At 58.9% G+C, this 24,493-nt stretch carries 24 protein-coding genes and 1 pseudogene; 12 read left to right on the top strand and 13 right to left on the bottom strand.

Annotated features, from left to right (window positions below):
* Positions 1-39 precede the first annotated feature (39 nt).
* The 6 genes from GLL_RS15310 to GLL_RS15285 form a co-directional block, all read right to left on the bottom strand.
* The gene (locus GLL_RS15310; protein ID WP_011142960.1) at positions 40-3,291 is read right to left on the bottom strand and encodes a hypothetical protein; all 3,252 of its coding nucleotides are present in this window, start codon (positions 3,289-3,291) and stop codon (positions 40-42) included.
* Between the two features lie 15 nt (positions 3,292-3,306).
* Complete coding sequence (locus tag GLL_RS15305) at positions 3,307-4,722, bottom strand: hypothetical protein (RefSeq protein ID WP_011142959.1); 1,416 nt, start codon at positions 4,720-4,722, stop codon at positions 3,307-3,309.
* A gap of 18 nt (positions 4,723-4,740) precedes the next feature.
* Complete coding sequence (locus GLL_RS15300) at positions 4,741-5,196, bottom strand: hypothetical protein (protein WP_011142958.1); 456 nt, start codon at positions 5,194-5,196, stop codon at positions 4,741-4,743.
* A 7-nt stretch (positions 5,197-5,203) separates the two neighbouring features.
* Positions 5,204-6,529 carry a hypothetical protein gene (locus GLL_RS15295; RefSeq protein WP_164929152.1) on the bottom strand — a complete coding sequence of 442 codons (1,326 nt, stop codon included), beginning with the start codon at positions 6,527-6,529 and terminating at the stop codon, positions 5,204-5,206.
* 156 nt (positions 6,530-6,685) lie between these two features.
* Complete coding sequence (locus GLL_RS15290) at positions 6,686-7,660, bottom strand: hypothetical protein (protein ID WP_164929151.1); 975 nt, start codon at positions 7,658-7,660, stop codon at positions 6,686-6,688.
* Positions 7,661-7,753: 93 nt separating this feature from the next.
* The gene (locus GLL_RS15285; RefSeq protein WP_164929150.1) at positions 7,754-8,620 is read right to left on the bottom strand and encodes a nuclease; all 867 of its coding nucleotides are present in this window, start codon (positions 8,618-8,620) and stop codon (positions 7,754-7,756) included.
* A 711-nt stretch (positions 8,621-9,331) separates the two neighbouring features.
* On the opposite strand from GLL_RS15285, the gene GLL_RS15275 reads away from it, so the two are divergent.
* The 8 genes and pseudogenes from GLL_RS15275 (at position 9,332) to GLL_RS15245 (ending at position 14,320) form a co-directional block, all read left to right on the top strand.
* Entirely contained in the window at positions 9,332-9,724 is a 393-nt protein-coding gene (locus GLL_RS15275) for a calcium-binding protein (protein ID WP_011142954.1), read from the top strand.
* 114 nt (positions 9,725-9,838) lie between these two features.
* Positions 9,839-10,453: a plasmid pRiA4b ORF-3 family protein gene (locus GLL_RS15270; protein ID WP_011142953.1), complete on the top strand. Its 615-nt coding sequence runs from the start codon at positions 9,839-9,841 to the stop codon at positions 10,451-10,453.
* 106 nt (positions 10,454-10,559) lie between these two features.
* The gene (locus GLL_RS15265; protein WP_011142952.1) at positions 10,560-11,231 is read left to right on the top strand and encodes a Uma2 family endonuclease; all 672 of its coding nucleotides are present in this window, start codon (positions 10,560-10,562) and stop codon (positions 11,229-11,231) included.
* A 31-nt stretch (positions 11,232-11,262) separates the two neighbouring features.
* Positions 11,263-12,129, top strand: a complete 867-nt coding sequence (locus GLL_RS15260) for a hypothetical protein (protein WP_011142951.1) — start codon at positions 11,263-11,265, stop codon at positions 12,127-12,129.
* Positions 12,126-12,392 (top strand): annotated as a pseudogene (locus tag GLL_RS23770) (DUF433 domain-containing protein); the annotation flags it as partial. The gene GLL_RS15260 and the pseudogene GLL_RS23770, both read left to right, overlap by 4 nt.
* The gene (locus GLL_RS23765) at positions 12,378-12,740 is read left to right on the top strand and encodes a DUF433 domain-containing protein (RefSeq protein ID WP_407919997.1); all 363 of its coding nucleotides are present in this window, start codon (positions 12,378-12,380) and stop codon (positions 12,738-12,740) included. The pseudogene GLL_RS23770 and the gene GLL_RS23765, both read left to right, overlap by 15 nt.
* Positions 12,737-13,084: a DUF5615 family PIN-like protein gene (locus tag GLL_RS15250; protein WP_164929709.1), complete on the top strand. Its 348-nt coding sequence runs from the start codon at positions 12,737-12,739 to the stop codon at positions 13,082-13,084. Before GLL_RS23765 ends, GLL_RS15250 begins: the two co-directional genes overlap by 4 nt.
* A 96-nt stretch (positions 13,085-13,180) precedes the next feature.
* Positions 13,181-14,320, top strand: coding sequence for a three-Cys-motif partner protein TcmP (locus tag GLL_RS15245; protein WP_011142948.1), 1,140 nt, complete (start codon positions 13,181-13,183; stop codon positions 14,318-14,320).
* Here the strand turns inward: GLL_RS15245 and GLL_RS15240 are convergent.
* Complete coding sequence (locus tag GLL_RS15240) at positions 14,280-15,059, bottom strand: DUF5131 family protein (protein ID WP_011142947.1); 780 nt, start codon at positions 15,057-15,059, stop codon at positions 14,280-14,282. The two genes, GLL_RS15245 and GLL_RS15240, sit on opposite strands and share 41 nt — an antisense overlap.
* A gap of 347 nt (positions 15,060-15,406) precedes the next feature.
* Between GLL_RS15240 and GLL_RS15235 the strand changes: the two genes are divergently transcribed.
* From GLL_RS15235 to GLL_RS15225, 3 genes are read left to right on the top strand one after another with little or no spacing between them, the layout of a single operon-like run.
* On the top strand, positions 15,407-15,610 hold the full coding sequence (locus GLL_RS15235) for a type II toxin-antitoxin system RelE/ParE family toxin (RefSeq protein ID WP_011142946.1): 204 nt from the start codon (positions 15,407-15,409) through the stop codon (positions 15,608-15,610).
* Positions 15,611-15,666: 56 nt separating this feature from the next.
* The gene (locus tag GLL_RS15230; RefSeq protein WP_011142945.1) at positions 15,667-16,236 is read left to right on the top strand and encodes a DUF6036 family nucleotidyltransferase; all 570 of its coding nucleotides are present in this window, start codon (positions 15,667-15,669) and stop codon (positions 16,234-16,236) included.
* Positions 16,223-17,161, top strand: a complete 939-nt coding sequence (locus GLL_RS15225; RefSeq protein ID WP_011142944.1) for a hypothetical protein — start codon at positions 16,223-16,225, stop codon at positions 17,159-17,161. The genes GLL_RS15230 and GLL_RS15225 overlap by 14 nt, the downstream gene beginning before the upstream one ends.
* Positions 17,162-17,167: 6 nt before the next feature.
* Here GLL_RS15225 and GLL_RS15220 read toward each other — a convergent pair whose 3' ends face one another.
* Positions 17,168-17,374: a catalase-related domain-containing protein gene (locus tag GLL_RS15220; RefSeq protein ID WP_164929147.1), complete on the bottom strand. Its 207-nt coding sequence runs from the start codon at positions 17,372-17,374 to the stop codon at positions 17,168-17,170.
* Between the two features lie 153 nt (positions 17,375-17,527).
* Entirely contained in the window at positions 17,528-20,620 is a 3,093-nt protein-coding gene (locus GLL_RS15215; RefSeq protein ID WP_164929146.1) for a DEAD/DEAH box helicase, read from the bottom strand.
* A 149-nt stretch (positions 20,621-20,769) separates the two neighbouring features.
* On the opposite strand from GLL_RS15215, the gene GLL_RS15210 reads away from it, so the two are divergent.
* Positions 20,770-21,582 carry a hypothetical protein gene (locus tag GLL_RS15210; RefSeq protein WP_011142942.1) on the top strand — a complete coding sequence of 271 codons (813 nt, stop codon included), beginning with the start codon at positions 20,770-20,772 and terminating at the stop codon, positions 21,580-21,582.
* 55 nt (positions 21,583-21,637) lie between these two features.
* Here the strand turns inward: GLL_RS15210 and GLL_RS15205 are convergent, their stop codons facing one another.
* The 4 genes from GLL_RS15205 to GLL_RS15190 all read right to left on the bottom strand — a co-directional run bounded on the left by GLL_RS15205 (position 21,638) and on the right by GLL_RS15190 (position 24,415).
* Positions 21,638-22,114: a DUF2656 domain-containing protein gene (locus tag GLL_RS15205; protein WP_011142941.1), complete on the bottom strand. Its 477-nt coding sequence runs from the start codon at positions 22,112-22,114 to the stop codon at positions 21,638-21,640.
* Positions 22,115-22,296: 182 nt separating this feature from the next.
* Positions 22,297-22,524 (bottom strand): DUF3134 family protein, encoded by a 228-nt coding sequence (locus GLL_RS15200; protein WP_011142940.1) that lies wholly within the window; start codon positions 22,522-22,524, stop codon positions 22,297-22,299.
* A 44-nt stretch (positions 22,525-22,568) separates the two neighbouring features.
* Positions 22,569-23,465, bottom strand: a complete 897-nt coding sequence (locus GLL_RS15195) for a CoB--CoM heterodisulfide reductase iron-sulfur subunit B family protein (RefSeq protein ID WP_011142939.1) — start codon at positions 23,463-23,465, stop codon at positions 22,569-22,571.
* Positions 23,462-24,415, bottom strand: a complete 954-nt coding sequence (locus GLL_RS15190) for a succinate dehydrogenase/fumarate reductase iron-sulfur subunit (RefSeq protein ID WP_011142938.1) — start codon at positions 24,413-24,415, stop codon at positions 23,462-23,464. Before GLL_RS15190 ends, GLL_RS15195 begins: the two co-directional genes overlap by 4 nt.
* Positions 24,416-24,493: the final 78 nt, after the last annotated feature.

The raw sequence follows: 24,493 nt of genomic DNA, 5'->3' as shown, positions 1-24,493 counted from the left end.
GGACGATTATTAGGGACTTTCGCCATCTGCTCCTGTTCATCAGCGACCTCTCAACCAGTTACCGACTTCCACCTTGAGCAGTGCTTTTAACGCACTGATAAACAGTGGCTTGATCACAACACTGCTTGGATCTTGAAGCTTATATTCATTCAGTTCATCTTGCACAAGATCGCGAATCAATGGTGCCGCCTTGGCATAATCGATCCTGCAAGCCAGGCTCTCCTTGGTGGCAGCGTAGGCATTGTAAACTTCAACAAACTTGCGCAAGTGCGCAAAATCAGCCGGAGCCCTGACACCCTTGACAAGCATCTCCGGCTCCAGATGTGTACTCCAGCTTATGATTTCACCTGCTTCGTTCAGAAAATCTTCGCCGGCAAGCTCGACGATCGCTTCTTCTTCTTTTTTGAGTGCGCGCTCGGATTTCAGCAGGCCGTAGGCCACCTCTGCCTTTGGTGAGCCACTAATGCGCAAATCCAGTTTGCTGGAGCTGCCGATGCCTGAAGCTGCTTTAAGAGCATTACTGAACAATTCATTTTGCCTGGCCGACCTGTCGAACACGCGTCCCAGGCTCAACCAGTGAAATGCACGGGCTCCATTGCCGCCTATACATACGTAAGGCAACTCGTTTGCGCCCCATTTTTCTTCCTGGCGCAGGCGTTTGAGCATCAGACCTGCGTAGAAGACTAAGCCCGCCAAACCTAACGTGATGAGGTGGATGAACTGGTAAAGAGAATCACTGGGTTTGGCAGCAGCCAGCAAGTTCGGCAAACGCTTGGTCAGTTGTATGCCATCTGATCTGATGAGAGAACCCGCCTCCGCATAAAAACTTCCCTTCAGGGCTTCAGCAAGCCCTGTGACCCAACTCGCTCCGAAGGCACTCAGAACCTCAGGATTGACCTTGAGCAGATCCAGAAAAATATTCTCACCGGCAAACTTGACGGAGGATTGTTGCAACAGCGCCGTATTGCTCCAGACAGAAATATCAGAGGTGCCACCGCCAATGTCAATACAGACTGTCCTCGCTAGAGAGACTCCCTCCTTATACTGAAAGTAACGGGCAGCCGCTTCGCTTTCTGTCTGGTACCTCAAACTTAATGAAGGAATGCTGAGCATCTCGGTAATTTCCTCCCAGGTATTTCGCAGACTGGCTTGTGAAAAGCCTGAGAAGGCAGTGGGATAAGAAATGTGCCAGCGAATGGCGGCAGCGCCTTTTTCGACGGCCATGGCTGCGCATTGGGCGGCCAGCTGCTTGAGAAAACCGGAGATCAGGCTCTGGTCTTCGGACCATTTAAATCCAGAGGCAATACCGTTTTTGTTCAAGTTGAGCGTTACTATCCCTTCATTGAAGTAGCGAATATTGCCTTGCTGAAAGGGCCACGTCCCTGTGGCGCCGCTTTCGGGACGAAACAGCGTAGGAAATGGTATTTCCGGTTGAATATCCCGTAGGAAAAATGTCGTCAGCCGGTCGCGATCATCCTTCAGTGAAGGCGTAACGTGCAGCAACTGGGCCGACCATTCGAGTGGTTGAGGCTCCGCTCCGCTTGTCGGTTGGACGTAGACATGGGTGGAAGAGGTACCAAAGTCAATTCCGATGGACCACACAGCTTCATTGCATTCTCTAAACTCCAGCTCTTTTAGCAAAAGAACCCCTACTTCCTGCTCGTCTCTGACATCCGGCAGATAGGCGCGGCAGATAAAAGCTGTGGGAGGGGATGTCAGTCGGGTAATCTCCCTCCTGTCGCTCTCGCTGCGCTGAATAATTTGGGTGGGAATTTTGGGAGTATTCTCGGTCCTGCTGTAGGGCTGAGCCATAAATAAATCTTGCGGGCTGCGCAGTGCCGAGTCGCAGTAGGTGTAGTAAAGTTGCCACAACTCGGCACGGAAGTTGGGCCAAACCTCCAAAAGTGGAACGTTGGAGCGACGTTCAATGGTGTCACTTGTATAGGTATATCGCAGAAGAAGATCTCGAAGTCGGCCGTCCACTCCGGCTAGCGGCAGACGCAACTCGATGGTGATAGCACCATTTTTCTCCGGCAGAAAGCTGATTCGCCGTTGGAGATCCTCGGCGCTCAAGTAGTCCAGTAGCTCGCCGGCAATGGGCAGAATCGGCACGACGCTCCGCCCGTCGTAGGTGAGGTTGCGCTGCCCCTCCACCTCTCGAATCGCTTCGAACGGCTCCGTCGAGCTGATGAGCAACAGGCGTTTGGAAAAAAGCATCGCAGCCGTGCGCCACTCGGCATCTCGAAGTGTCTCCTGGCCGAGGCGTCGTACTTTCTCTTTGTCTTCCTTGCGCACCTGCTGCAAAGCGGCAAAGTCGAGGCTGGCCAGAGTCTCGCGGCCAAATAAGGGCACCTGGGCGGGGCGGACGCGCCAGCAATCGGCGATAGACGGATCGACGACGAGCAATTGCACGGCGGGCTCGAAGCCGTCGCTGGGAACCAATCTGGCGGCGGAGTCCTCCAATTTGACTTCGCGGGCCTTGATGGGACTGTTGAGGTAGGAGTAAATTCCGATATCAAGACCCAGGGGGCGATTGCTGGCATCGTGGGCGACAGCCGGGCCGAGATCGCCGATGTACTCCACCAGCAAACCCGTGAGCCGATTGAACCGGTCGCCCGCCTGCACGCTGTCGATGCCGGGGTGACCGTTGAGAGCGCTCATCAGGTTTTGCAGCCAGTGGGCGAGCGCAGATCTTTCTTGGCCGGTCAAAAATGCGGCCGGATTTGTCAAGCCGCCCTCGTCAGCCCAGTTCACCCGCCCGTCGAAACGCCCCCGACTGTCCGCCGCCGTGCAGACGAGCGTGGTCGGAGAGGTCATGCCGACGGGCCGATTGTTGTAGTAAAGGACATAAAGCTTGTTCCAGGGGGTGTCTTCCGACAAAACCCTGTGCGGGCAAAGTCGCGCCGCAGCCCGCAAGAATGCCGAAGCCCGCTCGGGTTGGGTCACCGGGATTTCCAGGAGTTTCGCCTCAAAAGGCAGACTGCGCACTTCCCAGAGGGCGCACAGGGCCAGCAGTCCCCGCCATTCGTCGCGCACCCGCTCGTGCAGAGGATGCTTCTTGTCGAACAGCGCTTTTTCGAACAGCAATGGCCGCGCCCAAATATCCGGAATCGAGTCGATCGAGCGCTCGCCGGCGGGCAGTTTGGGCACTTTGATGCTGACGCCGACATCGGAGAGGAGCACACCGTTATGCGGGGTCCATTGGGTCGCTGCCACTGTGGGCACTTTGTTGACGGTGCTATCTAGTTCCGGCAGCATCGGAACGGCATCTTGCTTACCATCGGTCTGCATCGATGAATCCCCCGGTTATGGGCGTTGGCGGCATTCGTTGTAGAGGGCGTGGACAAACTGGCGCAGGCCGGACTCGGTGGAACCCGACTGGGGCTTGTAGCGGTCGAGCACTTTGGACACATCGTCCGGCGTCCGGTTGGGTCCGTCCGTGTCGAGTACTTTGAAGTGGTCTGTGCTCAGCAGGTGAACTTTTATGCCTTCCTGCGGCTGCTGAATGGTCTGTAGCCAGTTCATCAGGCGCTCACGGTACGAGAAAATGCACTGGGAGTCCTCCTCGCTCTGCTGGGACTGTCCTTTGGGAAAGAAAGCTTTGTACCATTTCGTCCACTTGAGCGGGCCGCCGCGCTCGTTGAGAAACTGATTTTGAAGCTGTCCATAAAAGAACTTCGAAGAATAGGCAAGGGCGAAGCGCAATAAATTGGCGAGCGGCTCCCGCAGGGCTGCACCCTCGGGCAGACTGTCCCAGCCGATGACTTTGGTGTTCAGGCGGGCGGTCATGTAGGTTCTTGTCTGCCGCTGCGCTGCATCTTTGAAAAAATGCAGCGCAGCGGCCGCCGCGTAGATCTCCAAAAAGTGTGGAGGATTGCGCTGCTCGGTGGATCCCAGGCTGTGGAATCCCACGGACGGCTGGCTGTCATTACCGAGCAGATAGACCGAATCGAAGATAGATCGGTCGGCTTCTTTGAGTCGGTCCTGGTAGTAGCCCAGAGCCGCCTGGGAGCGCAGCAGGAATTCTCCGGCCTTCGCCTGCAACTGGGCTGGATCTTTGCCGGGGGGAAACGAAAAGTACGGCAGCAGGAGCGCGCCTCCCAGCCGAAATTGTTGGCGGCGATCTTGAAGAGCGTCCGCGAGCAGCCGGGCCAGGGTGGGCAGTCCGGCCGCCCCCGTGCCCCCGAAGACCGATCCCACCAGAAAGATGCGCGCGTCGTTGTCGTTGCGGATCTGCTCACCAAAAAAGCGCTGCCAGGGCGAAGAACCCAGCAGGTCCACCGAGTCTGCAAAGACCGCCGCGCCGATCGAGGGCCTGCCCAAAAAGCCTTTATCGAGCGAAGCGTTCATTTCCTGTTCGCTGTAGAGTACCTCCATCAGCCCCGCCGCCACCGGATGCTGCTGGCTAAGAAATTCGTACTGAAACAGATCGCGCAGGACCGGTTGCTGGGTATTGGCGAAGGGCGACCAGACCAACGGCTCGGCGGGCACCCACTGCGTCTGCAGAAAAGGGCTGCCTGCATCGGATCCCCGCAAGAGCCGACTGGCTTCGACGTATTTGCCAATCGTCTGTTGGGTTTGACCGACGCTGCCGTTGGCCTTATCCGGATCGACCAGCAGGACATGAATGGGTTGGTCCAGTGCCACAGCGGCCGTCAGGTGCACCAGTGCCTCCACGCACTTGGCCCCCGTTCCGCCGATGCCAATAATGTAGTAACTCACAGATTTGCCTGCCTCAGATTATTTGCGCAACAGTGGACCGCCGAGTGGAACGAGGGCCACCGTATCCGGCGAGCCGACGAGCGTCGGCACGTAGAAGGCGGCGATGAAGTTCAGAAAATAGGCACCGTAAGCAATGTACTGGCTTTGGGCCGCAGGCAAGTTGAAGATGGCAGGTACAGTAACTGCCGCCAAGCCCAGGAAAGCCAAAATGTACCAGAGGGCGACGATCCCGCCGCTGACCACCTTCCAGACAAATTCGCCCATCACCCACCAAAAACAGCCAAGCACGAAACAGACCCCAATCCCGATGGTGCCCAACTGGCGAAAATCCGCGAGCCAGTTCGCCAGCGTCACCCGGCCGGCGGGTCGAATCAGGATGGAGGTTTCGATAAGCGCCGGCCAGAGCAACTGCGTCAGAACAAAGGCGACGACTGCTCCGACGATGGTCCAGATTAAGCCTGCATATCTACCCATGGAAGGCTCACCTACGGATGTAAAAGGGGATGGAAAGCTCTCGCCGGGCGCCGCCCAAGGCGACCGCCTGCAGGCTGCGCAAAAATTGCTTGAGGTGCAAAGTCCGGCTGGGTTCGCCGACGCCGTCCTCGGTGTTCCAGCTGTCCCACCAGGACGGATAACGCCCCGGGGCTGGGCGCAGATTGACCTCAAAAAAATAGTCGCCCTCCTGGGCGTTGCTCAGAAGCTTGGTGTTCACGCTGATCGCCAGGCCCAGGGGCGTGCCGGTCGGCAGCGGGCTCTGCGGCTCGGTAGAACAAGCCGCCGGATCGGAGCGCACCTGCACCGCGTCGACCCAGGGCACAGTCTTGGGACTCGATTCCGGCTCTAAGACCGCGACGCGGCTTTGCCAATCGCCCTGCCCGTCCAGGCCGACAGCGTAAGGAAGCAGGCTCAGCCGCGGACACACCCGAAAAGTCGCCCTGTCCGCCTGGCCCTGCTGGCGAAACCAGAAAGTCCGCCCATCCTCAAGCAGCCCCATGCTGATAAGACCGCCGTCGTCTTGGCTATCGAGCAGCGGCGCTTCCGCGAAGAAATTCACCCCGGCTTTGAGTGGTTGGCCCGAGAAGATGACAAATTGGGCGCTTTGCTCGAGGGTGCGGTTGGCGCGCTTGAGAGCGTCGAAGTAATGGGCGACGTTGGCCTGGGTGCCTATCACCAGGGCGTACACCGGCCGGTTGGCCTTGATCGACCGATTCGCTTCGGCGGTATCGAGGTCGTAGACTCTGCCCGCAAACAAACTCTCGATCCCCACCAGGCCGACGACCCAGTTCTTGTCCAGGTAGCGCGTTTTTAATAGACGCACCAGACTGGTGACGTCGGTGCCGCGCTGGTAGAGATCGGTGACGATGACAGCCAAATAATTGGGCTTTGTCGGGATATAGCGGTCGCTGAGCACCCTTTCAATTTCGGTGTATAGTCCGACGCCGCCGTAGAAACCGGGATCTTTGCCCGCCACGATGTTCAAGCGGCGCTCGGGGAGCGCCTCGACGCGGGTGCCGAATTTGTAGGCCTGTCTTGAAGATTGGGGAAATTGCTGCAGGGCGTCTTCGAGGGCACGCAACAACTCTTGATAGCGCGTGGTCGTTCCGGAGCGGGTGACGTAACCGCGCATCGAGTCTGTCCCATCCACGAACAAGCCGACCTGGATATCCTGCGAGTACTCCTGCTGGTTGGAGCGTGCCAGACAATCGTTCCTGGCGACCAGGCCCGCTTCGCAAGGTGAGGGCGGCGGTGCGACAGAAGTGCAGGCGGCTAGCAAGGATACGGCAAGCGGCACGATCGAGAATCTCAAGCCCGGCAGCCTAGAAGGGTTGAAACAGTATACATATAGCTTCTTGTTGCTGGATAAGCGGCGTGCTTAAAGAAGGTTTTACAAATTGTAGAACAACGATCCGTTGCTAATTTCAGCACAGACCACACTCTTATTGACACATGTACAGACATACATTCATGGCGGACTTCTGCCATTCTGCTCCGGGTCGGCGGGCGGTTGGAGCGGCTGCGGTTGCCGGTCGAGCACACCGGGGCCGTAGTAGTCCATGGCGTCGATGGTCATCCGGCCGCCGGCAAACGTGACGAACGCGGCTCCAAGATAGAGCGCCCCCTGGCGAGCGGCAAGTTCGATGCGCATCATCGCGGTACCGGGCTCGCCTGCCAGCACCCGCAGGTGTCCGAGGTTGTTGGGTTGCAGCAACTTGTTCAAGTCTGCTTCCGTCCGCAACCGCTCGCGCATGCGTGGCCCAAAAAGCTCGATCAGTTGTTCGTGGCGGCGATTGGGCGAGTCAAGCTGTTCGAAGAGCCGCACGATTTCGCCGCGGGCGGCCTGTTGCTGGGACGGGTCGAGGGGGGCAAGGCGCAATAGCCGCATCGTGTTGAACAGCCGATCTTCGCTGGTGGGCAAAAAAGTATCCTGGCGGAATGGTCGCCGCTTTGGCTGGGTCATACTTTGTGGGTCGAAGCCATCGATTTGCCACTGACCGACCACGTTGATGAGGCGCAGGCGCAAGCTGGGCAATGCCTTGCCGTCCGCTCCCCGCCGCTCGATCGTGTAGTTGAATGGGGCATCCGCTATCGCCCGCCCGGATTTGAGTCGACCGAGTGCGCCCGGCGAAACAAGTGCCGAGCGCCCGGCCTCAAACTCGTTGTCGATTTCGTCTCGAAATTCGGCGCTCAGCAGCGCGGGCGCCCATTCTCCCCGGTCTAGCGGTTCGAGAAAGCGCCGGGCAACCTCGTAGCGGGGGTCTGCCGGTGCCGGTTGGAGGTTGGGTTTCTTGACGGGTTCGGCCTGCCTGGGTGGGGTGGAAGCCCGTTTGGGCAGGGAGCGGCGGCGGGGTGTCTGAGGGAGCGATTTTGGCGGGGCATCGGGCTCCATCGGAGCAGGAAGCTGGGCAGCACCGGCATTGGCCAGCAGCCAGATCAGCATGCCGCTGAGAAGACACCCTCTGGGCATCGACAGAACCTCGGAATGGGCCTGTCCTTGAGCCTATGGGCAATGATTGAAAAAAACAACGACAATTCACCCCTCCCGGAACACCAGGTCCTCGGGGGAAACGAGCAGCTTCAGCCGCTGCCCCTCGACTTCGACGACGGTGTCGAAGTGGGTAAAATGGCCCGTCGAGAGAATCGTCACCTCGTCTTCGCGCGACTCCAGATACGTCTTGAAGCCCGCCAGCGACGGGTCGCCGTCATTGAGTTCAAGGTAATCGAGCAACCGGCGAAACAACTTGGGCAGGATCACCGCGTCGTCGGTGATGGTCTCAATGCTTTCCACTTCGAAGCCGGAATTGGTGACATCGGACGGCCACAGGCCCTTGTCCGCCTCGCGCCCCCCGACGGCGGCTTCGGTCAGTACCGTGCGCAGATCCGGAAAGAGCTTGGAGTAGAAAGTTGGGTAGGCAAGGCCCACCGAGAGCAGATGGTGATTGGCACTGGTGCGCAGCAATTCCCCATCGATAAACACATCGCCGCCGTCCTCCCCGTCAAGATCCCCCGCAAAGGCAAAAGCCACACTGCGGCCGTACTTGTCGGCAAAGCGAGTGAGGATCGAGCCCCGCACCGCCTCCGGTTCGGCGGCGCTGACGACTTCGTTGCGGCCGCGGGTCACATCGCCAAAGCCCAAAAACCGCAGCAGTTCGTCAGCAGCGGCCCGACCGTATTCAAAAGGCTGGTGTTGCACGCCCACACCGCTTACCTGCGGCTGGTAGTGCGTTTCGAGCGTATCGACCGCGTCGAGCCGCAGTTGCACCCCACCGGAGCGGTTGGGTCGTACACGGGTCGGCAGTCGGCGCCAGAGATCGGGGTTGTCAGGATAGAACTTGATCGAATCGCCGTCGGGGGCGGCCCCAACAATCTTGTATTGGCCTTTGATCAAAGTCAGCGGCATCGAGGGAACTCCAACAGTGGCAGAGCAAGCCATTGCAGCGATTCATGCATATTAACGCTTAGGTAATCCACGGGCTCAACTGTTAATATGTTTGAACGACTTGAGAGCAAAATGGCAAATCGCGCTCCCCAAACGGAACACCTTGCCGCAAAGCGTGGAAGGTGCCCAAAGCTGGCTCATGTCACAAAGTTGGAATTTGGGGACACTCCAGCTCTAAAGAGGAGTCACTATCTAATTTAAAGCCCGGGCTTTTCTCCCACGAACTTATCAATTCACAACACCCAAGAACCTTACTTGAGCTCGGCGGGGTCAAATTCGGTGACTCGTCCTAGTCGGGCAGCCAGAAATACATCGTAAGCCACGCAGTAGGTGATTGTGACGTCGTTGGCCTTGTTATAGAGACGGACAACTGTACCAGCTCCTCCTGGCTGGAGTGCAATGGGTTCTAGATCTCCGAAAAATAGACGGCGAATCGTATCACCGCCGCCCAATTCATCCCTTAACTTCTGCAACAGCGTTGCATGAAGGCGACTTTGCCCGGTTCCGCTTGCATCCTTCGGACTTTGAAGCGTGAGGATTTTACAAGTTCGGAGGAGGATTGATGCTCCCTAAGGTGGTCTGCTCTCAAAAAACGGGTCCAATCGCTGGGGGCCACCAAGCTCGGTCGCCGCCTGTGTACACTCACAGCAAAACCCGCGTTGAATTTTCGCCATGCCCGACACCCCCCTCGACGAAGAACGCGAACACCGGATCACCATGCAGATTGTGGTCGATGCCTACGGCCCTGAAGAGCAGGCCATGGGCTGGTACTGCTACCTGGAAAACACTTTGCAGTTCCCTTTTTCCGCCTGGTACGTCGATCGGCGACCCAGGACTGGGGGCGACACCAAACGGGAAGTCCAAGTGATCGGCCTCGCCGACTCGGAGAAGTGCGAAGCAGAAATCTACGTGCTGATCGATTGGGAGGGGGACGAACTGCCTGTTCCCCTGCGCTCGCTCGAACCCTTCACGCCGGATGAGAAGACCAGAGAAGCGGTGGAGGACTGGCACTACTGGATGAACCGAGGATACGGCTTCGCAGAACAGGGTGATGAGGATTATTGACTGGGCAGCATCCGACAGAAGCTGCAGATAACCTGGCCCACGCTCAGCAACTGATCCGGGGCTGCTCCCGATTGCGGTGCGTGGGTTAGACTGCCGATACCAGGCAAAGCGACCATGGAAGCACAAGCGCCCGTCTATCAATTTCTGGTGACCCTCCTGGACACAGAGCCTCCAGTCTGGCGCCGCCTACAGGTACCCTCCGCGCTCACCCTCGGCGGTCTGCACACCGTTCTGCAGGTGGTCATGGGCTGGCACAACAGCCATCTGCATGCGTTTCGGATCGGTACAACGCTTTATATGGACCCCGCCTTCGGCAACGACCCGCCCGCCGAGAACGAGTGCATCGTTTCGCTGCACGCCGTGGTCACCGGCGACGCATTTTCGATGATCTACGAGTACGACTTCGGCGACAGCTGGCAGCACGAACTTGTCCTGGAGGCCCGCCTGTCCGCCCAGGCGAAGGTCCACTACCCCCGGTGCACCGCGGGAAGAGGGGCCTGTCCCCCGGAAGATTGCGGCGGCCCTCCCGGATACGAGCAGCTACTCGAAACGCTGAGCGATCTCGAAGATCCCGACCATCAGGAACTGCGAAGCTGGGCCGGCAACTTCTTCGCACCCGAACTGCCGAACTTCAAGCTCATCAACAAGCAACTGCAGACGCTCTTTGCGCCCATGCCCGCCCGCCGCTCCCCAAAGCCGGGCTTCTCCCGCAACAGGAAAACCACCTGATCCACTTTTCCCACGTAGGTGCGCTACCGAAATAGAGCTCCAGTTGCCGCCTGATATCCTGGGACTATATCTTTACTTGCCCAATGCGCGGATGTAGCAGACCGTCATGATTGCCACTCCATCCACGGATTCTACCCAACGGGTCGTCCTCCACGACATTTCTTGGAACACCTTTGAGCAGATGCTGGCGGAGATGGGGGATCATCGCTCCGCGCGGTTGGCTTACTTTGATGGAACGCTTGAGATTATGAGCCCCTCGCCCAGGCACGAACGGATCAACCGGTTGCTCGAAAGGTTCGTACTGGCGCTGACCCAGGAACTTGCACTCGAGGTTTACGCCCTCGGTTCCACCACCTGGAAAATCAAGCCCCTGGCCGGTGTGGAACCGAACTCGTGCTATTACATTCAGCATGAATCGGCTATCCGTGCCCTCGCTCAGCAGAACCGGGAAATCGATCTCACCTGCGACCCCCCTCCGGACTTGATTATTGAGGTAGACATCGCCAGCAGTTCCAGGCCCAAGTTCGCGATTTATACCGCTTTGAAGGTGCCGGAAATCTGGCTGTACCGCGACGAGAAACTTGAAATTTACCACTTCGACGGCACTGCCTATCGGCAGCACCAGCAAAGCCTCGCCTTGCCCGGCCTGCGGATTGCCGACGATTTTGCGCGTTTTGTGCAACTGGCCCAGGCGCTAGGGCAAAATGCGGCGGAGCGGGAACTCAGAACGTGGGTGCGCGATCAAGTCCAACGGCGTCCGGGCGGTGGGCCGCTATAGTGAGAATGCATTTTTGATCGAAGGACTCACCGTGCAGGTCCGTTCGAGAGCCGTTTTTTCAACGATCCGTACCGAGGGGTCGCTTCTGCCTGCGGATCTGCTCGAACGGGTGGCCAAGGCGGACAAGGAACTGGGCGGTCTGCGGCCGGTCGAAGATTATTATCTGGCGCCGGGCGAGAAGCTGGGCGAAGCGGCGAGCCGGTCCTGGCAGAGGTTGCTGGGGTTCTGGAGTGCGTTCAAGGCCAAAAAGGACGCCCTCCTGGGCAACGAGCCTGCGACGACGCTGACCCGCGAGCGGTGGTTGTTGCCGCTATTCGGCGAATTGGGTTACGGGCGGCTTGTCGGAGCGGCCAAAGCCGTGGAGGTGGGCGAGAAAAGCTACGCGATCTCGCACTTTTGGCAGCAGACGCCGATGCATCTGGTCGGTTGCGGGGTGGGGCTCGACACGCGCACTGCGGGGGTGGCGGGAGCGGCGAAGATGAGCCCCCACAGTCTGGTGCAGGAGTTGCTCAACCGCTCGAACATGTATCTTTGGGGTTTTGTCTCGAATGGTTTGAAGCTACGCATCCTGCGCAACAATGTCAGCCTGACGCGCCAGGCTTTTGTCGAATTCGATCTCGAATCGATGATGGAAGGCGGGGTTTACCCGGACTTCGCCCTGCTGTGGTTGCTGTGTCACCAGTCGCGGGTGGAGGCTGAGAAGCCCGAGGAGTGTCGGCTCGAAAAGTGGTCTCGGGAAGCCAGGCAGCGGGGAACGCGCGCCCTCGATCAGTTGCGCAAAGGCGTGGAGGAGGCGATTGCCTGTCTGGGTCGGGTTGTTGGCCTGGAAATTCTGGATGCGTTAAAGAAAGTAGAGAATCCTTTTGCCATGGAATATATCGTGGAGAAGAAAAAGTGATGCGTCAAACTGAACATGTCTACATCGTCACGGATGAGAATATCTTGAGCGGTGAGCCAATTATCAAGGGAACTCGTACACCTGTGCGCGCAATCGTCGAAATCTGGCGCCAAGGCGTCTCGGCTGAAACTATTCCAAGCCGACTACCTCATCTGACATTGGCTCAAGTATTCGATGCGTTAAGCTACTACAGTGATCATCAGGACCAGATCAACTCTTACATAAAGAGTAATCATTTTCCAGAGCGCGTGCTGGAGCCCGTGTCGATCGACACATATGACAAACACACGACGACTTACGAACACATCGTTCTTGATAGAAATGGTCGTGCCATCATCGAGGGCACCCGGATCAAAGTGAAGCACCTGGCCGCTGATCATACCGCCTGGGCTTACGGACCCGAGGCCCTGTTGCATGCCTATCCCCATCTCACTCTTGGTCAAATCCTCTCGGCCCTGGCTTACTATTACGACCACAAAGAGGTAATAGACGCAGAGATTGGCCGCGATGCGGAGTATGCCGATCGCCTGCGCAGCGAACAGCAAGAGGATCCTGTCACCCAAAAGCTACGCAAACTCAAGGAAGCCCTGGCCGCCGAGGGTGATTTCTGAGCCTTGCTTACTACTTCGATGAAAATGCCCCCGGACCAGTGGCGCGGGAACTCCGTCGCCGGGGCGTGGATGTGCTCACAGTGGTCGAGGACGGTAGGGGTGGAACCTCGGACTCTGCCGTGCTCGATCGCGCTATCCAACTGGGACGGGTACTTTTCACCCAGGACGATGATTTGCTCGTCGAGGCGCAACGGCGGCAGGAAGCGGCAACTTCCTTTCCCGGTATAATCTACGCGCATCCGATGCGGGCGAGTATTGCCGAGTGCGTGAACGATCTGGAGATTGTTGCCAAGGCCATGGAGCCGCTGGAAATGGCCGACCGCGTTTGGTTTCTGCCCCTCTGAGCCAGATGGAGTCCGGCAGACGGCTTCCAGGGCAGCCGGTTCATCGTTTATCCTGGACAGGGGAACATAGGATGCTTTTCGGAGGAAGGGGCGACCGTGACCGATGCATCGTTCTTCGACGAGTCCACTGAGCAATCGCAGGTCAAGTCGGCGATCGTCTCGAAGTATTTTTGGGCCTGGGCACAGGTGATGATGAGCGCAGCGCGGAGGTATCCGCAGCGATCCAGCGGCAGGATTGCCTATATCGATCTGTTCTGCGGCCCCGGTGAATACGCAGATGGAGCCCCATCGACACCGCTGAAGGTTTTGGGGCAGGCCGTCGCCGACCCCAGGCTGCGGCAGATGCTGGTCACGATTTTCAACGACAAAGACGGCGATGCCTGCGAAACCTTGCAGCAAGCGATTCAGGATCTTCCCGGCATCAAAATCCTGCGCTATGCCCCGGAAATCTGGAACGAGGAAGTGGGCGAAACTATCGCCCGCCGCTTCAAGCAGATCAGCTTTGTGCCGACGCTATTCTTCGTCGATCCGTGGGGGTACAAGGGGCTGTCCCTGGAGCTGATCAACTCCGTCCTCAAAGACTGGGGCTGCGACTGCATCTTCTTTTTCAACTACAACCGGGTCTCGATGGGACTTGCTAACCCCGCCGTCAAGGCCCACATGGACGCCCTGTTTGGCCCGCCCAGAGCGCAAACTCTGCGCGAGCAGGTGGCGGCCCTGCCCCCGCAGGAGCGGGAACTCGCGGTGGTCGAGGCGCTCTGTCAGGCGCTCAAAGCCGGCGGCAGGTACGTGCTGCCCTTTCGCTTCAAAAACGCCTCCGGTGGCCGCACCAGCCACTACATTGTGTTTGTCTCCAAAGCCGAGCGCGGCTACATCCTGATGAAAGACATAATGGCCGGTGAGAGTAGCCATTCGCATCAGGGGGTTCCGACGTTCGAATATGCCCCCGCTCCACCGCAACGGAAACTTCTTTTTGAGATGTCTCGCCCTCTGGATACCCTGGCGGACGAACTGCTGCAACGCTACGCAGGCCAAAGCCTTAGCGTGGAGCAGGTCTTCCTGCGCCACCACGTCGATACACCCTACGTGATCAAAAACTACAAAGCCGCACTGCTTGAACTGGAGCGCCAGGGCAAGATCCAAGTGCGCGCGACCACTGGAACCCGTAGAAAAGGAACGATGGCCAACCATCTCTTCATTGTTTTTCCCGAGCCGCCGGTGACGCACGACGCTTAAAGTTGGCAGAGTGGTTCTGCAGCCAGGCCAAATGCTCCTCCCAAGCCGGCGGCATCTCGTCCCATACGCGGCCGTCCAGCATCCGCCCACCGGCTTTAGCCGTGTGGCCTCCCCACTGCTTGAAGAAAAAAGCCGCGCCCGCGTCGTGGGTTTGCTGCTGAATATCACGCACCCACTGCGGCTCGATGGGTCTGTGCTTTGGACCAGATTCTCCACCGACGATCACCCAGTCGATGCCTTCGAGGTCCATCCGCAATGCACCCAAAAGCGGCTCGCATGAAAGAAAGCGGACCCTGGCCGGTACCTGCTTCAGATGCTCAATTCGATGGACGTAGTTTTGATCTTCAACGGACACCCCCATCCACAGATTCTCAGGCCACGGCAACCGCGGCGCCAACTGAGTGAGCCGTTCATGGCGCTTGGTGAGCACCTGATAGACGTGCTGCGGCGTTTCGGCAATGACCTGAAAGATCTGCTCTAAATACTCCAGAGGCATCTGTTCGTGAAACAAATCGCTCATCGAATTGACAAAGACGCGACCGGGGATGCGCCACTGTTTGGGCTCCAGAAGCCTTTGCGGATGCAGGGTAAATTGAAAGCCATGGGCGAAATGGTTCTTAAATCGCCTGGTGAGCGCCTCGGCGTAGCAATAGCGACAACCTGGACTGACCTTGGTGCAACCGGTGGTCGGATTCCAGGTTCTGTCGGTCCATTCGATGGCCGTGTGTGTGGTGGTCATGGCTTTCAGTGTAATCTGCTACCACAATTTTGGTGAATTTTTGTCCATGTGCAGTTAGAGGGGCCTGCGGGCGCCGCCCTCGAAATCATCTTCAATCGCCAAACATTTGCGCCGTCCTGTAGCCCAGTTTCGCGGCAAACGGCCAACCGGACGGATGGCTACCGAAGGGACGCTGTGGAGAATGGGCGAGCGTCGAGCAGGACCAAGCTGCTTTCGACGCCTTCAAGCCGACCTGATGCAGGTACTCTGGACGATCGAAGCGGTCGAGCGGCTGGCCTTGATTCGGGAGGAGGCTAGCCGGGTCTCCTCCAAGTGGCCGCAATTTGTGACTTGGGCGTATCGCAACTGTGATCGCCGAGATGGCACGCTTTCCGCTGTCCGGACGTGCCGGTCGCCTGCGGGGGACGCGCGAGTGGGTGGTGGCCCGCACTCTCGATGTCATCGTCTACCGACCGGCGCGCGAGTCGGTGGTGATTGTCGGCATAGTCCACGGCAGGCAGGACTGGCCTGGTGTTCTTCCGTCCGATACGCGTTATTTAGAAAAGGCGTAGTTTAACTTCTTGAAACAAGAAGTTAAACTTCTCGTTAGAACCTCTAAAGCACCGTTGTGTCAGTTACCCATGAGATTTTAGAGCGAGCCCTTGCAACCCTGGGGGAGGTGTTGGCTGAACGCGGTGTCTTTTGCGAAGTTGTCGTTATCGGTGGTGGTGGGCTGGTCCTGCTGAATTTGCTTGAGCGTGCCACCCGGGACATCGATGTGGTGGCCCTGGTCGAAGGGAATCGCTACCAGAGCGCTCAGCCGCTGCCGAGGGTCTTAAGGGAAGCGGCTGCAGAGGTGGCGCTGTTATTGGGGCTGGCGGACGACTGGCTGAACGGTGCACCGACCGATTTACTGCGCGCAGGATTGCCCGAAGGATTTCGCGAGCGGGCTGTGGTCCGCACCTACAAAGCTTTGACCGTGCAGATAGCCAGCCGATACGACCAGGTGCACTTCAAGCTGTATGCAGCGGTGGATCAAGGACCCAAGAGCAAACATTATGCAGACTTGAAGCGGCTCAAGCCGAGCGCTGCAGAACTGATCGCGGCGGCCCGCTGGTGTCTCACCCACGCCGACGGCATCGAGCAGGATTTGCAGGCGGCCTTAAACAGTCTCGGGGTGGCCGATGTCGAACTTTAAAGAACGGCTGCTGGAACACACCTTGACCCTCTTGTGGAGCTTGTGGACGGAACTGGGAGTGGTGGGCCTGCAGCGACACCATGAACGTTGCCTGGTAGATCCTGAAGCGTTGCTGGCGGCGAGCTGGTGGCTGGGCGAGGAAGATCCCAGATTACTGGAGGAAATGTCCGACTGGTGCGCGCAGTACGCTCACTTGCTGGCGCTGCAGCGGATCCGCAGCCTGGAGAAACATCTGACGATTCCGGAGGTGACCGCTGCAGTTGAGCCACTATTTGGAAAATCTCAGAAGGGTAACCCCCACGCCTCAAGCGGCAGGAGCAGGTCTCAGCTTCCGCCGTTGAACCGGTCGTCGCTGCTGCTATTGCGCCTTGCTGCGATCTTCGGGGTTGGCAGCCGCTCGGCCACCCTGGCGGCACTGCTTGCAGACACCGGTAGCGGGCTGGGTGCCACAGAGATTGCCGCAGCCGTCGGTTACACGAAGCGCAACATTGCGAACACCCTCGAAGCGCTTCATTTGGGAGGTATGCTTCACAAGATCGCCCAGAAAAATCGGTGGCTGTTTCGGCTCACTCAACGCAAGCAACTGGTTGAGTGGCTCGGGCCGCTTCCGGAGAACTGGACCGGTTGGCCGTTTGTACTGAGCTTTTTTGTACTGTGGGCCAACTATGCCAAAGAAAGCGAAGGGGCTCCGCTGCTGAGGCGCGCGCTCAAGGCGGCGAGGATTGTCCACGGCATCCGGGCGCAGATGGGGGCTGCCGCCTGCGAACCGCCCCCGCTGGAAGGGGTACCCGAGCAGGATGTCGAACGTATCGAGCGCTGGGTACTGGAGGTTGCTGAGGAGGTGGCGAAGGGGGGATCCGTCTTGCTGAAGCGTTCGAGCCTGGCGGCTCCCCTTGTAGTCAACCTGGCGACCCGCAAGGGGTAGTGCCCATTAGACCTTCTCCATGGCCTCCGGCCGTCGGGCAAGTTTGGCCATCTCCTGTTCGAGGTCGATCCCCAGACCCTGGGCGACCCGCCGGCCGTAGTCCGCGTCCGCCCGGAACAGGTGGCAGATCTGGCGCAGTTGGGTCTCGCGGCGCGCAGCGGCCATGTGGCCGACGATGTTCAAGACCAGTTGCGACTTCTGGTCTTCGCTCATCAACCCACGCTCAAAGAATGCTGGTCATTGGCAACGGGGCTGCCGTTGCTGGTCGTCAGAAGCGGTTCGTCCGGCATAGCTTGCTCCTAAATCCAAGTACTCGATGTAGGGGCTTGCTGCCGTAACCTGGCGTTTGGGTAGACCCAAACGCGTTCAAGGTGACAGATAGCCGAATCGCGCGCTCCACCAAATCTGTCTTAAGGTAAAGATGGCTCCATCGTGATCGGGTTGCTGCCGCGCCTCCCGGTTCGAACAGCGCAACAGCACAGTGGGCCGTCCGTCTTCGTCGAAAGACAATCCCGCTTCGAGGGCTGCCGAACACACTGGACACGCCCATACAGCTGAGTGGGTCGACACAGATTCAGAGTCTAAAATCGGTTGTTCATCTGTGCCGATCTCCTTGGGGAGAGGGTCTGTTTTCGCCTCGGCGAGCACAGAATCTACAGACTCTGTAGGCGGCACAATTGTCGATTCTTCGCGCGAGCGCTGCCCCTGGGTAAGGAGACCGGGAAGGGCATTGCCTTCATGCTCGCGGAGATATCGGCTCAGCAAATGTGATGGCAGAGCCGATGCACCAGAAGCTTTCTCAAGCTGTGATCGAAAGATTCGCATGTCGCCAAAAACAATGAAGCTTTCTTTTGCCCGCGAGACGGCCACGTTCAGCATGTTCGGTTTGGCGTCAAAAAAGAAACTGCCCTTATGAAGCGCATCGTAGACCGACGAAAATATGACGATAGGCCGTTCTGCTCCCTGCAGAGCATGGACGGTTCCAACCGTTAAGTTGAGTATGCCGACGTTTCTCAGTGCGGTGCGAATCAAGCGCGCTTGCACTTTAAAAGGGGTGACAATTCCGACAATTTTTTCAATCGGCTGATTGTAATGGGCCTTCAGAGCCGACCGTTCCCGGACAAGCCAGGCGACAATGGCCTGCGCTTCGATCTCGTTTTGCCAACTGCCCGCGACTCGCTGTGCCTTGCCGTGGATGTCGCAATAAGCCATGGGCGTCAGATGGTGCTCACCCGAGAGCACAGGCATTTTGGTGGGCTCCTTCGTCTTTGGCTCCAGGCGCCCTCTGTAGCATAGTTCGTTGCAGTAGTTGATAATTTGTCGGACGCAGCGGCGGTGTTCGCTCAAAAACATTCCCCGTTGCTCCGGATATTTCTGGTACTTGCTTAGGCATTGGGCGATGCGCATGACAGAGCCCGCCGAAGCGCTGCGCCCGGTTATGTCGAAGTCGGGTTTTTGGGTTTGCTCCGATAACAAACGATGTTTGAGAAGATTCCCGCAATCGATGGCTTCAGGAATCGACCAGACCGGCTCGATTTGTTGTTCATCACCGACCACAAGAGCCTGCCTGGCCAGGGCGAAGGAAGCCCCCGCCACCTCCGGGCTCGCCTGTCCGGCTTCGTCGACAACCAGCAAGTCCAGAAATTCCAACAGCGGGGCGTTGTCCTGTCCAGCTTCGTAGACGCTGAAAAAGCGCGGCAGCATGTAGAACGTGGAGACAAAACAGGGAGTAAGCTTGGCGTAGCGCCGCCATCGGCGCTCCTCCTCTTTGTGTCTTGCGACTCTCGGACCTGTCAGCGCTTTTTGTAATAGTTTCTGCGTTTCAAGAAGCCAGCGCCCCTCCCAGTAATGGGTGGTGAGCAAAAAGGCCAGGTATCTTGCAGTGTCGAGCAGTTCATAGGTCGCTTCAGTAGCTTTCCGGCCATCCTCCGCCGATTGAATTTGCCGCATTGTGTCGACGACGAGCTTTTCGAACGGCTCTGGCAGGGCACTGCCCTGCCAGAGGGTACCCCGCATATGCTCAACCAAATCGATGATTTGGCGGTACCGGCCGTTGCAATCGAGCAGCTCTGATAAAAGCCGGTGGATGCACTCGACGAGTTGCTTTAACTCTCGATGCAGATGCTCAACGGCAACCTGAACCGAATCTATCGCCTGCCCGTATTGCCGTCGAGAATAATCGAGAAAATGCGGAATAGCTTGGCGAACATAATCCTCGTTTTCCAATGTTGCAAAGAAATTATTACTGCCTTTGATGCACTGGAAAGCTTTGGTCTCTTCGTCCGGCTTGGCTGCGGATACCAGGTACAGACCGTAGCTCAGCAACTCGGGCAGCCATCGACGGGCGAGTTCACCACCCATTGGCTCCTGGTTCCCAAAACTGGCGATGACGTTGGTGACTGCCTGGTTGTTAGTCGAGGCCGCTACGATCACGGGTGGTTCGCTGGCTGCGACTGCGCACTCCACCCACAAGCTGGCGACAAGACTTTGCACGAGGGTGGTTTTGCCGGTTCCGGGGGGACCATTGATAGCCAGTACCTCCCCGACTCCGCAGTTGAAAAAGTGGTGCAGTGCTTCGCGCTGCGAAGGCGACAGCGGGTAAGTGCCGCTCATCTGCCCTAAGTGACGTAGGGCTTGCCGACGCTGTTGATCCCGGTCGAGTAACGGGCAAAGGGTGCTCAAATGAGCGCCCGTGAAGTGGTACGCCAAAGGCGGCACAGTGTTCGCGAGCATGTACTCGTAGAGCTTGCGGACGTGTTTGGTGATCCCTGGAATTTGCGAGCCTTTAAAGACATACGCCTCAGGCGCAATGCGGAAGCCTTGCATCTCAAGATTGTCGTACCCCGCTCCTGCCACGTGTTGCAGCATCGTATGGCAGTATTCCCAGTATTTCGACCAATTATCAGTGGGCAGAGCTGCTCGGGAGACATAATCGTTGAATGCTTCGATGGTGCCGATCGTCAGGTATGCCTCGTTCGGTTCGAGCAACCGGCGCGCGATCCAGGGGGTCTGGGAGCCTACAGACAATTGTCCGCAGCGCGACACAACCGCCGGCATCCAGACGGGGGCCACAGAAGCGCCGGAACGCTCGTCAATCAGGCGGATGGGGCACAATTGCACCTCGACAAATTCGGTCTCCTGCTGCGCGACGGTCGGGCCGACTGCCTGCTCACGGGCAGCCTGGGGGCTGAGCGGATCAGGCCGAACGCCTACAGCCCGTGGGTGCGTTTCACCTGCAGTCTGTAAATCTTGGTCGTCCTTTTCAAACAACCACTCGACGATTTGTGCATTGAGGGCTCCTGTCGCCAGTTGCGCACGGGTCACGGCGCGATGGATCGTTTCTTCTTTGAAAACCTGGCCATCAAGCCCCAAGCGCTCTGCATCAAGTAAGCTGGTGTGCCAGTAGCTGATCACATCCAGGCAAGCGTGCTCGATGGAAGTAGCGGGTTGCGTTGACACAGTGTTGGTTGAAGATAAACGGCAGCTTCGAGGATAGCTCACGCTCTATTGTGTCTATACCCAGTGCAACAACTGTGTCGACACGGTGTAGACGCCAAAATCGGCCCAGTAAAATACAGGGGTGAGCCGACCAGCCCAAACCAAAGCCCATGAGTGACACGACACTTCCCGAATTTGTGAATTACTCGCTGCCGGTGGACCGGTTACTGCAACTGGGCGATGCCAACGGCACAGCTATCGATTGGCCCGACTACCTGGCGATGGGGCTGACGGCCGAACACATCCCGCAACTGATGCAGTTGGCGACGAACGTACCTTTGCATACTTCTGAAGAGGAAGTGCCGCAAGTTTGGGGACCGGTCCACGCCTGGCGCACCCTGGGCCAACTGGGTGCCGAGGCGGCCGTCGAGCCGCTGCTCGATCTGATGGGCCAGTTGCCGGAGGACGACTGGGTGTGCATCGAAATTCCGCGGGTTCTGCAGATGATCGGGATGGCGGCGCTGCCGGCCACCCTGGCGATGGTGAGTAATCGCGATCTCTCGACGGACATGCGCGGCAGTCCCCTCTCCGCCCTGACGCTGATTGCCCGCAAATACCCTGAAGCGCGCGAGACCGTCGTGGCGGAACTGACCAGCCAACTGGAGACGGCGGCGACCAACGACGCGGAGTGGAACGCCTTTTTGATTGGCAGTCTTATCGAGTTGGACGGCCTCGAAGCCCTGGCGGCGATCGAGAGCGCCTTTGCCACCGGCAATGTCGATGAAATATTTATCGGCGACTGGGACGATGTACAGGTGGCCTTTGGCCTCAAATCGCCCAGTCGGCTGCCCGGAGGGTGGTTGCCGCCTGCCTTCGGCTTCAGTGGGCGGGCAGGCGACAGCCACAAAGCGCGTAAGCGCGGTACCGACCAGCGGCGCAAGATGGCCAAGCGCTCGCGCAAACAGAACCGCAAGCGCCGCTGAAGTCGGCATGCACGGCCTTTTCAACCGGTGCCGACCAAGCCCGAGGCATCGCGGCTCATGCACCCCGAATTTCGAATTTGAAGCTGGTGTCCGTGGGGCGGCCGGCGACGGTGGCTTCCCAGCCGATGGCCGTAAGAAAGGCTTCCGCCGCGTCGGTCTCGACGACATCGACGCCCCATTCGCCCGGCCTGAGGCTGTAGGGGGCGTTGCCCAGGGCTGGGGTGGTCTTCAGACCCCCCAGTATCAAGGTGTCCGGTAGGCGGCCTTCGCCTTTGCGCTCGCCTGCGCGGTTTTTGGCGAGGGTGCGCCCGCACAGTTCGCCCACCTGGCGGGGGGTAAAAGCAATCGGAAAATAAATTTCCACCAACCAGTGGGGGCTATCCTCCAGGCACCGGCACTGCAAATCCGGGTAAGCGGCGAGCCCTTCGGTGAATATCTGGGCAAATTGCGCCGGGCTGAGCGCTTCCACCGCCGCAGTGGACGTGTCGAAGTTGTGGGACAGCAGCATCCGGGCTCTGAGGGGCTCCGTCATCGCAATACCTCCTGTTGTTCACCGTGAACATTCACCCTTCAGAATGCCACGAAGTCCCAGCAAAAAACCCCCCCAAAAATCGGCACCCTGAGGAGAGAATGCTGCCGTGGGAGGGCTCTTTCAGGCTAAGGGCAAAATTTTGCCGCGGGGCGACTTTTAAAGCTTCTCAATAGAAATTGAGATCACTCCTCATCGTCGGCGGCGGTGTCGTCGTCGTCGTAGAGTTGCTCGTCGTCGTCGACGAGATCGTCGAAATCTTCGTCCTCGGCGAGGGCCTCTTCATCGACCACATTGCGCGATTGCAGCTTGCCGCTGCGCCGCAGCCAGTCGAGGATGCTCTCGCGCTGGGTGGAGGGAAGGACAGCGGCCTTCTGGTGGCGGGGTTCTTCGCGTAACTGAGGGTGACGCATGGGACGGTCCGGCAATTGGGCTTTTTGATGTTAGCGCATCGGACTTAAAGTCCCAACCGCTCCAGCACCGGCCGGGTCGAAACGATGTGCCGCCCGAGGCCGAGCTGCTCGGGGGAGAGGCCCAGGGCAAGACCCACCAGCTGCGGCAGATGCAGCACGGGCAAACCCAGCTTGCGGCCCACCTGGCGTTCGACTTCGGGTTGGCGGGCGTCCAGGTTGAGGTGGCAGAGCGGACAGGGGGTGACCAGGCAGTCGGCCCCGCAGTCGATGGCATCCTGCAGGCGAACGGCCGCCATCGAAAAAGACGTTGGCGTGTCGTAACTCGACAGCGGAAAGCCGCAGCACTTGGTGCGGCCCTCGAAGTAGACGGGGGTAGCCCCCAGCGCTTCGAAGATCTTCTCCAGCGACTGGGGATTGAAGGCGTCGTCTACGCGCCGATGCGCCTGGGCACGCAGTAGATAGCAGCCGTAGAAGCTGCCGCAGCGCAGACCCGTGAGCGGACGGCGCACCCGGGCACGCAAGTTGTCGAGCCCCACGTCCTCCAGCAAGATCCACAGCAGGTGGCGCACGTCCACCGAGCCGTCGTAGTGGTGGCCGCCCCGGGCCAGCAGGGCGTTGATCTCGTCGCGGTAGGCGGAGCCGCGCTCGGCGCGCAGCTTGTCGTTCACCGCCCCCAGCACCCCCTGGCAGGTGCTGCACTGGGTGAGCATGGTCAGCCCCTGCTCCTCGGCCAGAGCGATGTTGCGGGCGTTGACCGCGTCTTGCAATCGCTGCGAATCTTCTTTGAGTGTGCCCGCGCCGCAGCAGGAGGCACTTTTGAGTTCCACCAGCTCGATGCCCAGGGCTTCGGTGATCAAGGCGGTGGAAGTGTACAGTTCCCGACAGGCGCCGCGGGCGACACAGCCGGGATAGTAGGCATATTTGAGGGGAGTGGCGATCATGATTGGGCGTCTTCTTTCTGGATTTCCTCGATCAAGTCGCGCACTTGCGCACAATTCTCGATGGGCCGGTGGCGCAGGGGCATCTTGCCCTTGGCGGCCATGCGCACGCCGAGGGGCACCAGGTTCCACAGCCCCTTAAAGTCGCGACCGACCACCTGCAGGGCGAAGCTGGCTTCGTCCAGCCAGCCGGATTCTTTGATCTGGCGTACCATCACCCGGCGGTGGCGCATGGCGGTGTTGGGCTGAGCCGCCTTGTCGGTGAGCAGTTCGTGGCGGATCTTCTGGATTTGATCGAGGGGCTGGACGCCCATCGGGCAGACCTCGTTGCAGTAGAAGCAGCGGGTGCAGCCCCAGGCAAATTCCGGTTGGTTGTACAGCGCGTGGCGCTGGGCGGTCCGGTCGTCGCGGTTGTCGGCCATCACCCGCTGGGCCTTGGCCAAGGCGTGGGGACCAACAAAATTGGGGTTGACCTCGCGGGAGTTGCACTCGGAGTAGCAGGCGCCGCAGAGGATGCAGTTGCCCGCCTGCTCGACGGCGGCGCGCTGCTCGGGCGTCTGCAGGAATTCTTTTTCGGGCGGGCGGCGAGCGGCCGTGCTCACGTAGGGATCCACCTGGTCGAGGTGCTTCCAGAAACTGGTCATATCGACCACCAGATCCTTAATCACCGGCATATTGCCCATCGGTTGAATCAATATCTCGCCGCGGGCGTCCGCCACATCGCGGATGCGGTTTGCGCAGGCGAGGGCCGAGCGGCCGTTGATGCGCATCGCGCAACTGCCGCAAATCGCGTTGCGGCAATTTTTGCGAAAGGCAAGGGTGCCGTCGATCTCGCCCTTGATGCGCATCAGGGCGTCGAGCACCGTGGTGCCGGGATCGACATCGAGCCCATAGCTTTTGTAATCCGGCGAACCCGATTCGGCCTGGCGGCGGATGCGAATAGTAATTTCCATCTAAAAATACCGGCAGTGTGGCTGGACGTAGCCACCAACACTACCATATCCGCTCGCCGGAACGCCTGGGGCGAATTT

Origin of the sequence: Gloeobacter violaceus PCC 7421 (assembly GCF_000011385.1) — a bacterium.
Lineage (GTDB): Bacteria > Cyanobacteriota > Cyanobacteriia > Gloeobacterales > Gloeobacteraceae > Gloeobacter > Gloeobacter violaceus.
The sequence above is the reverse complement of the archived record's forward strand: the minus strand, read 5'-3'. Positions and strand labels throughout refer to the sequence as shown.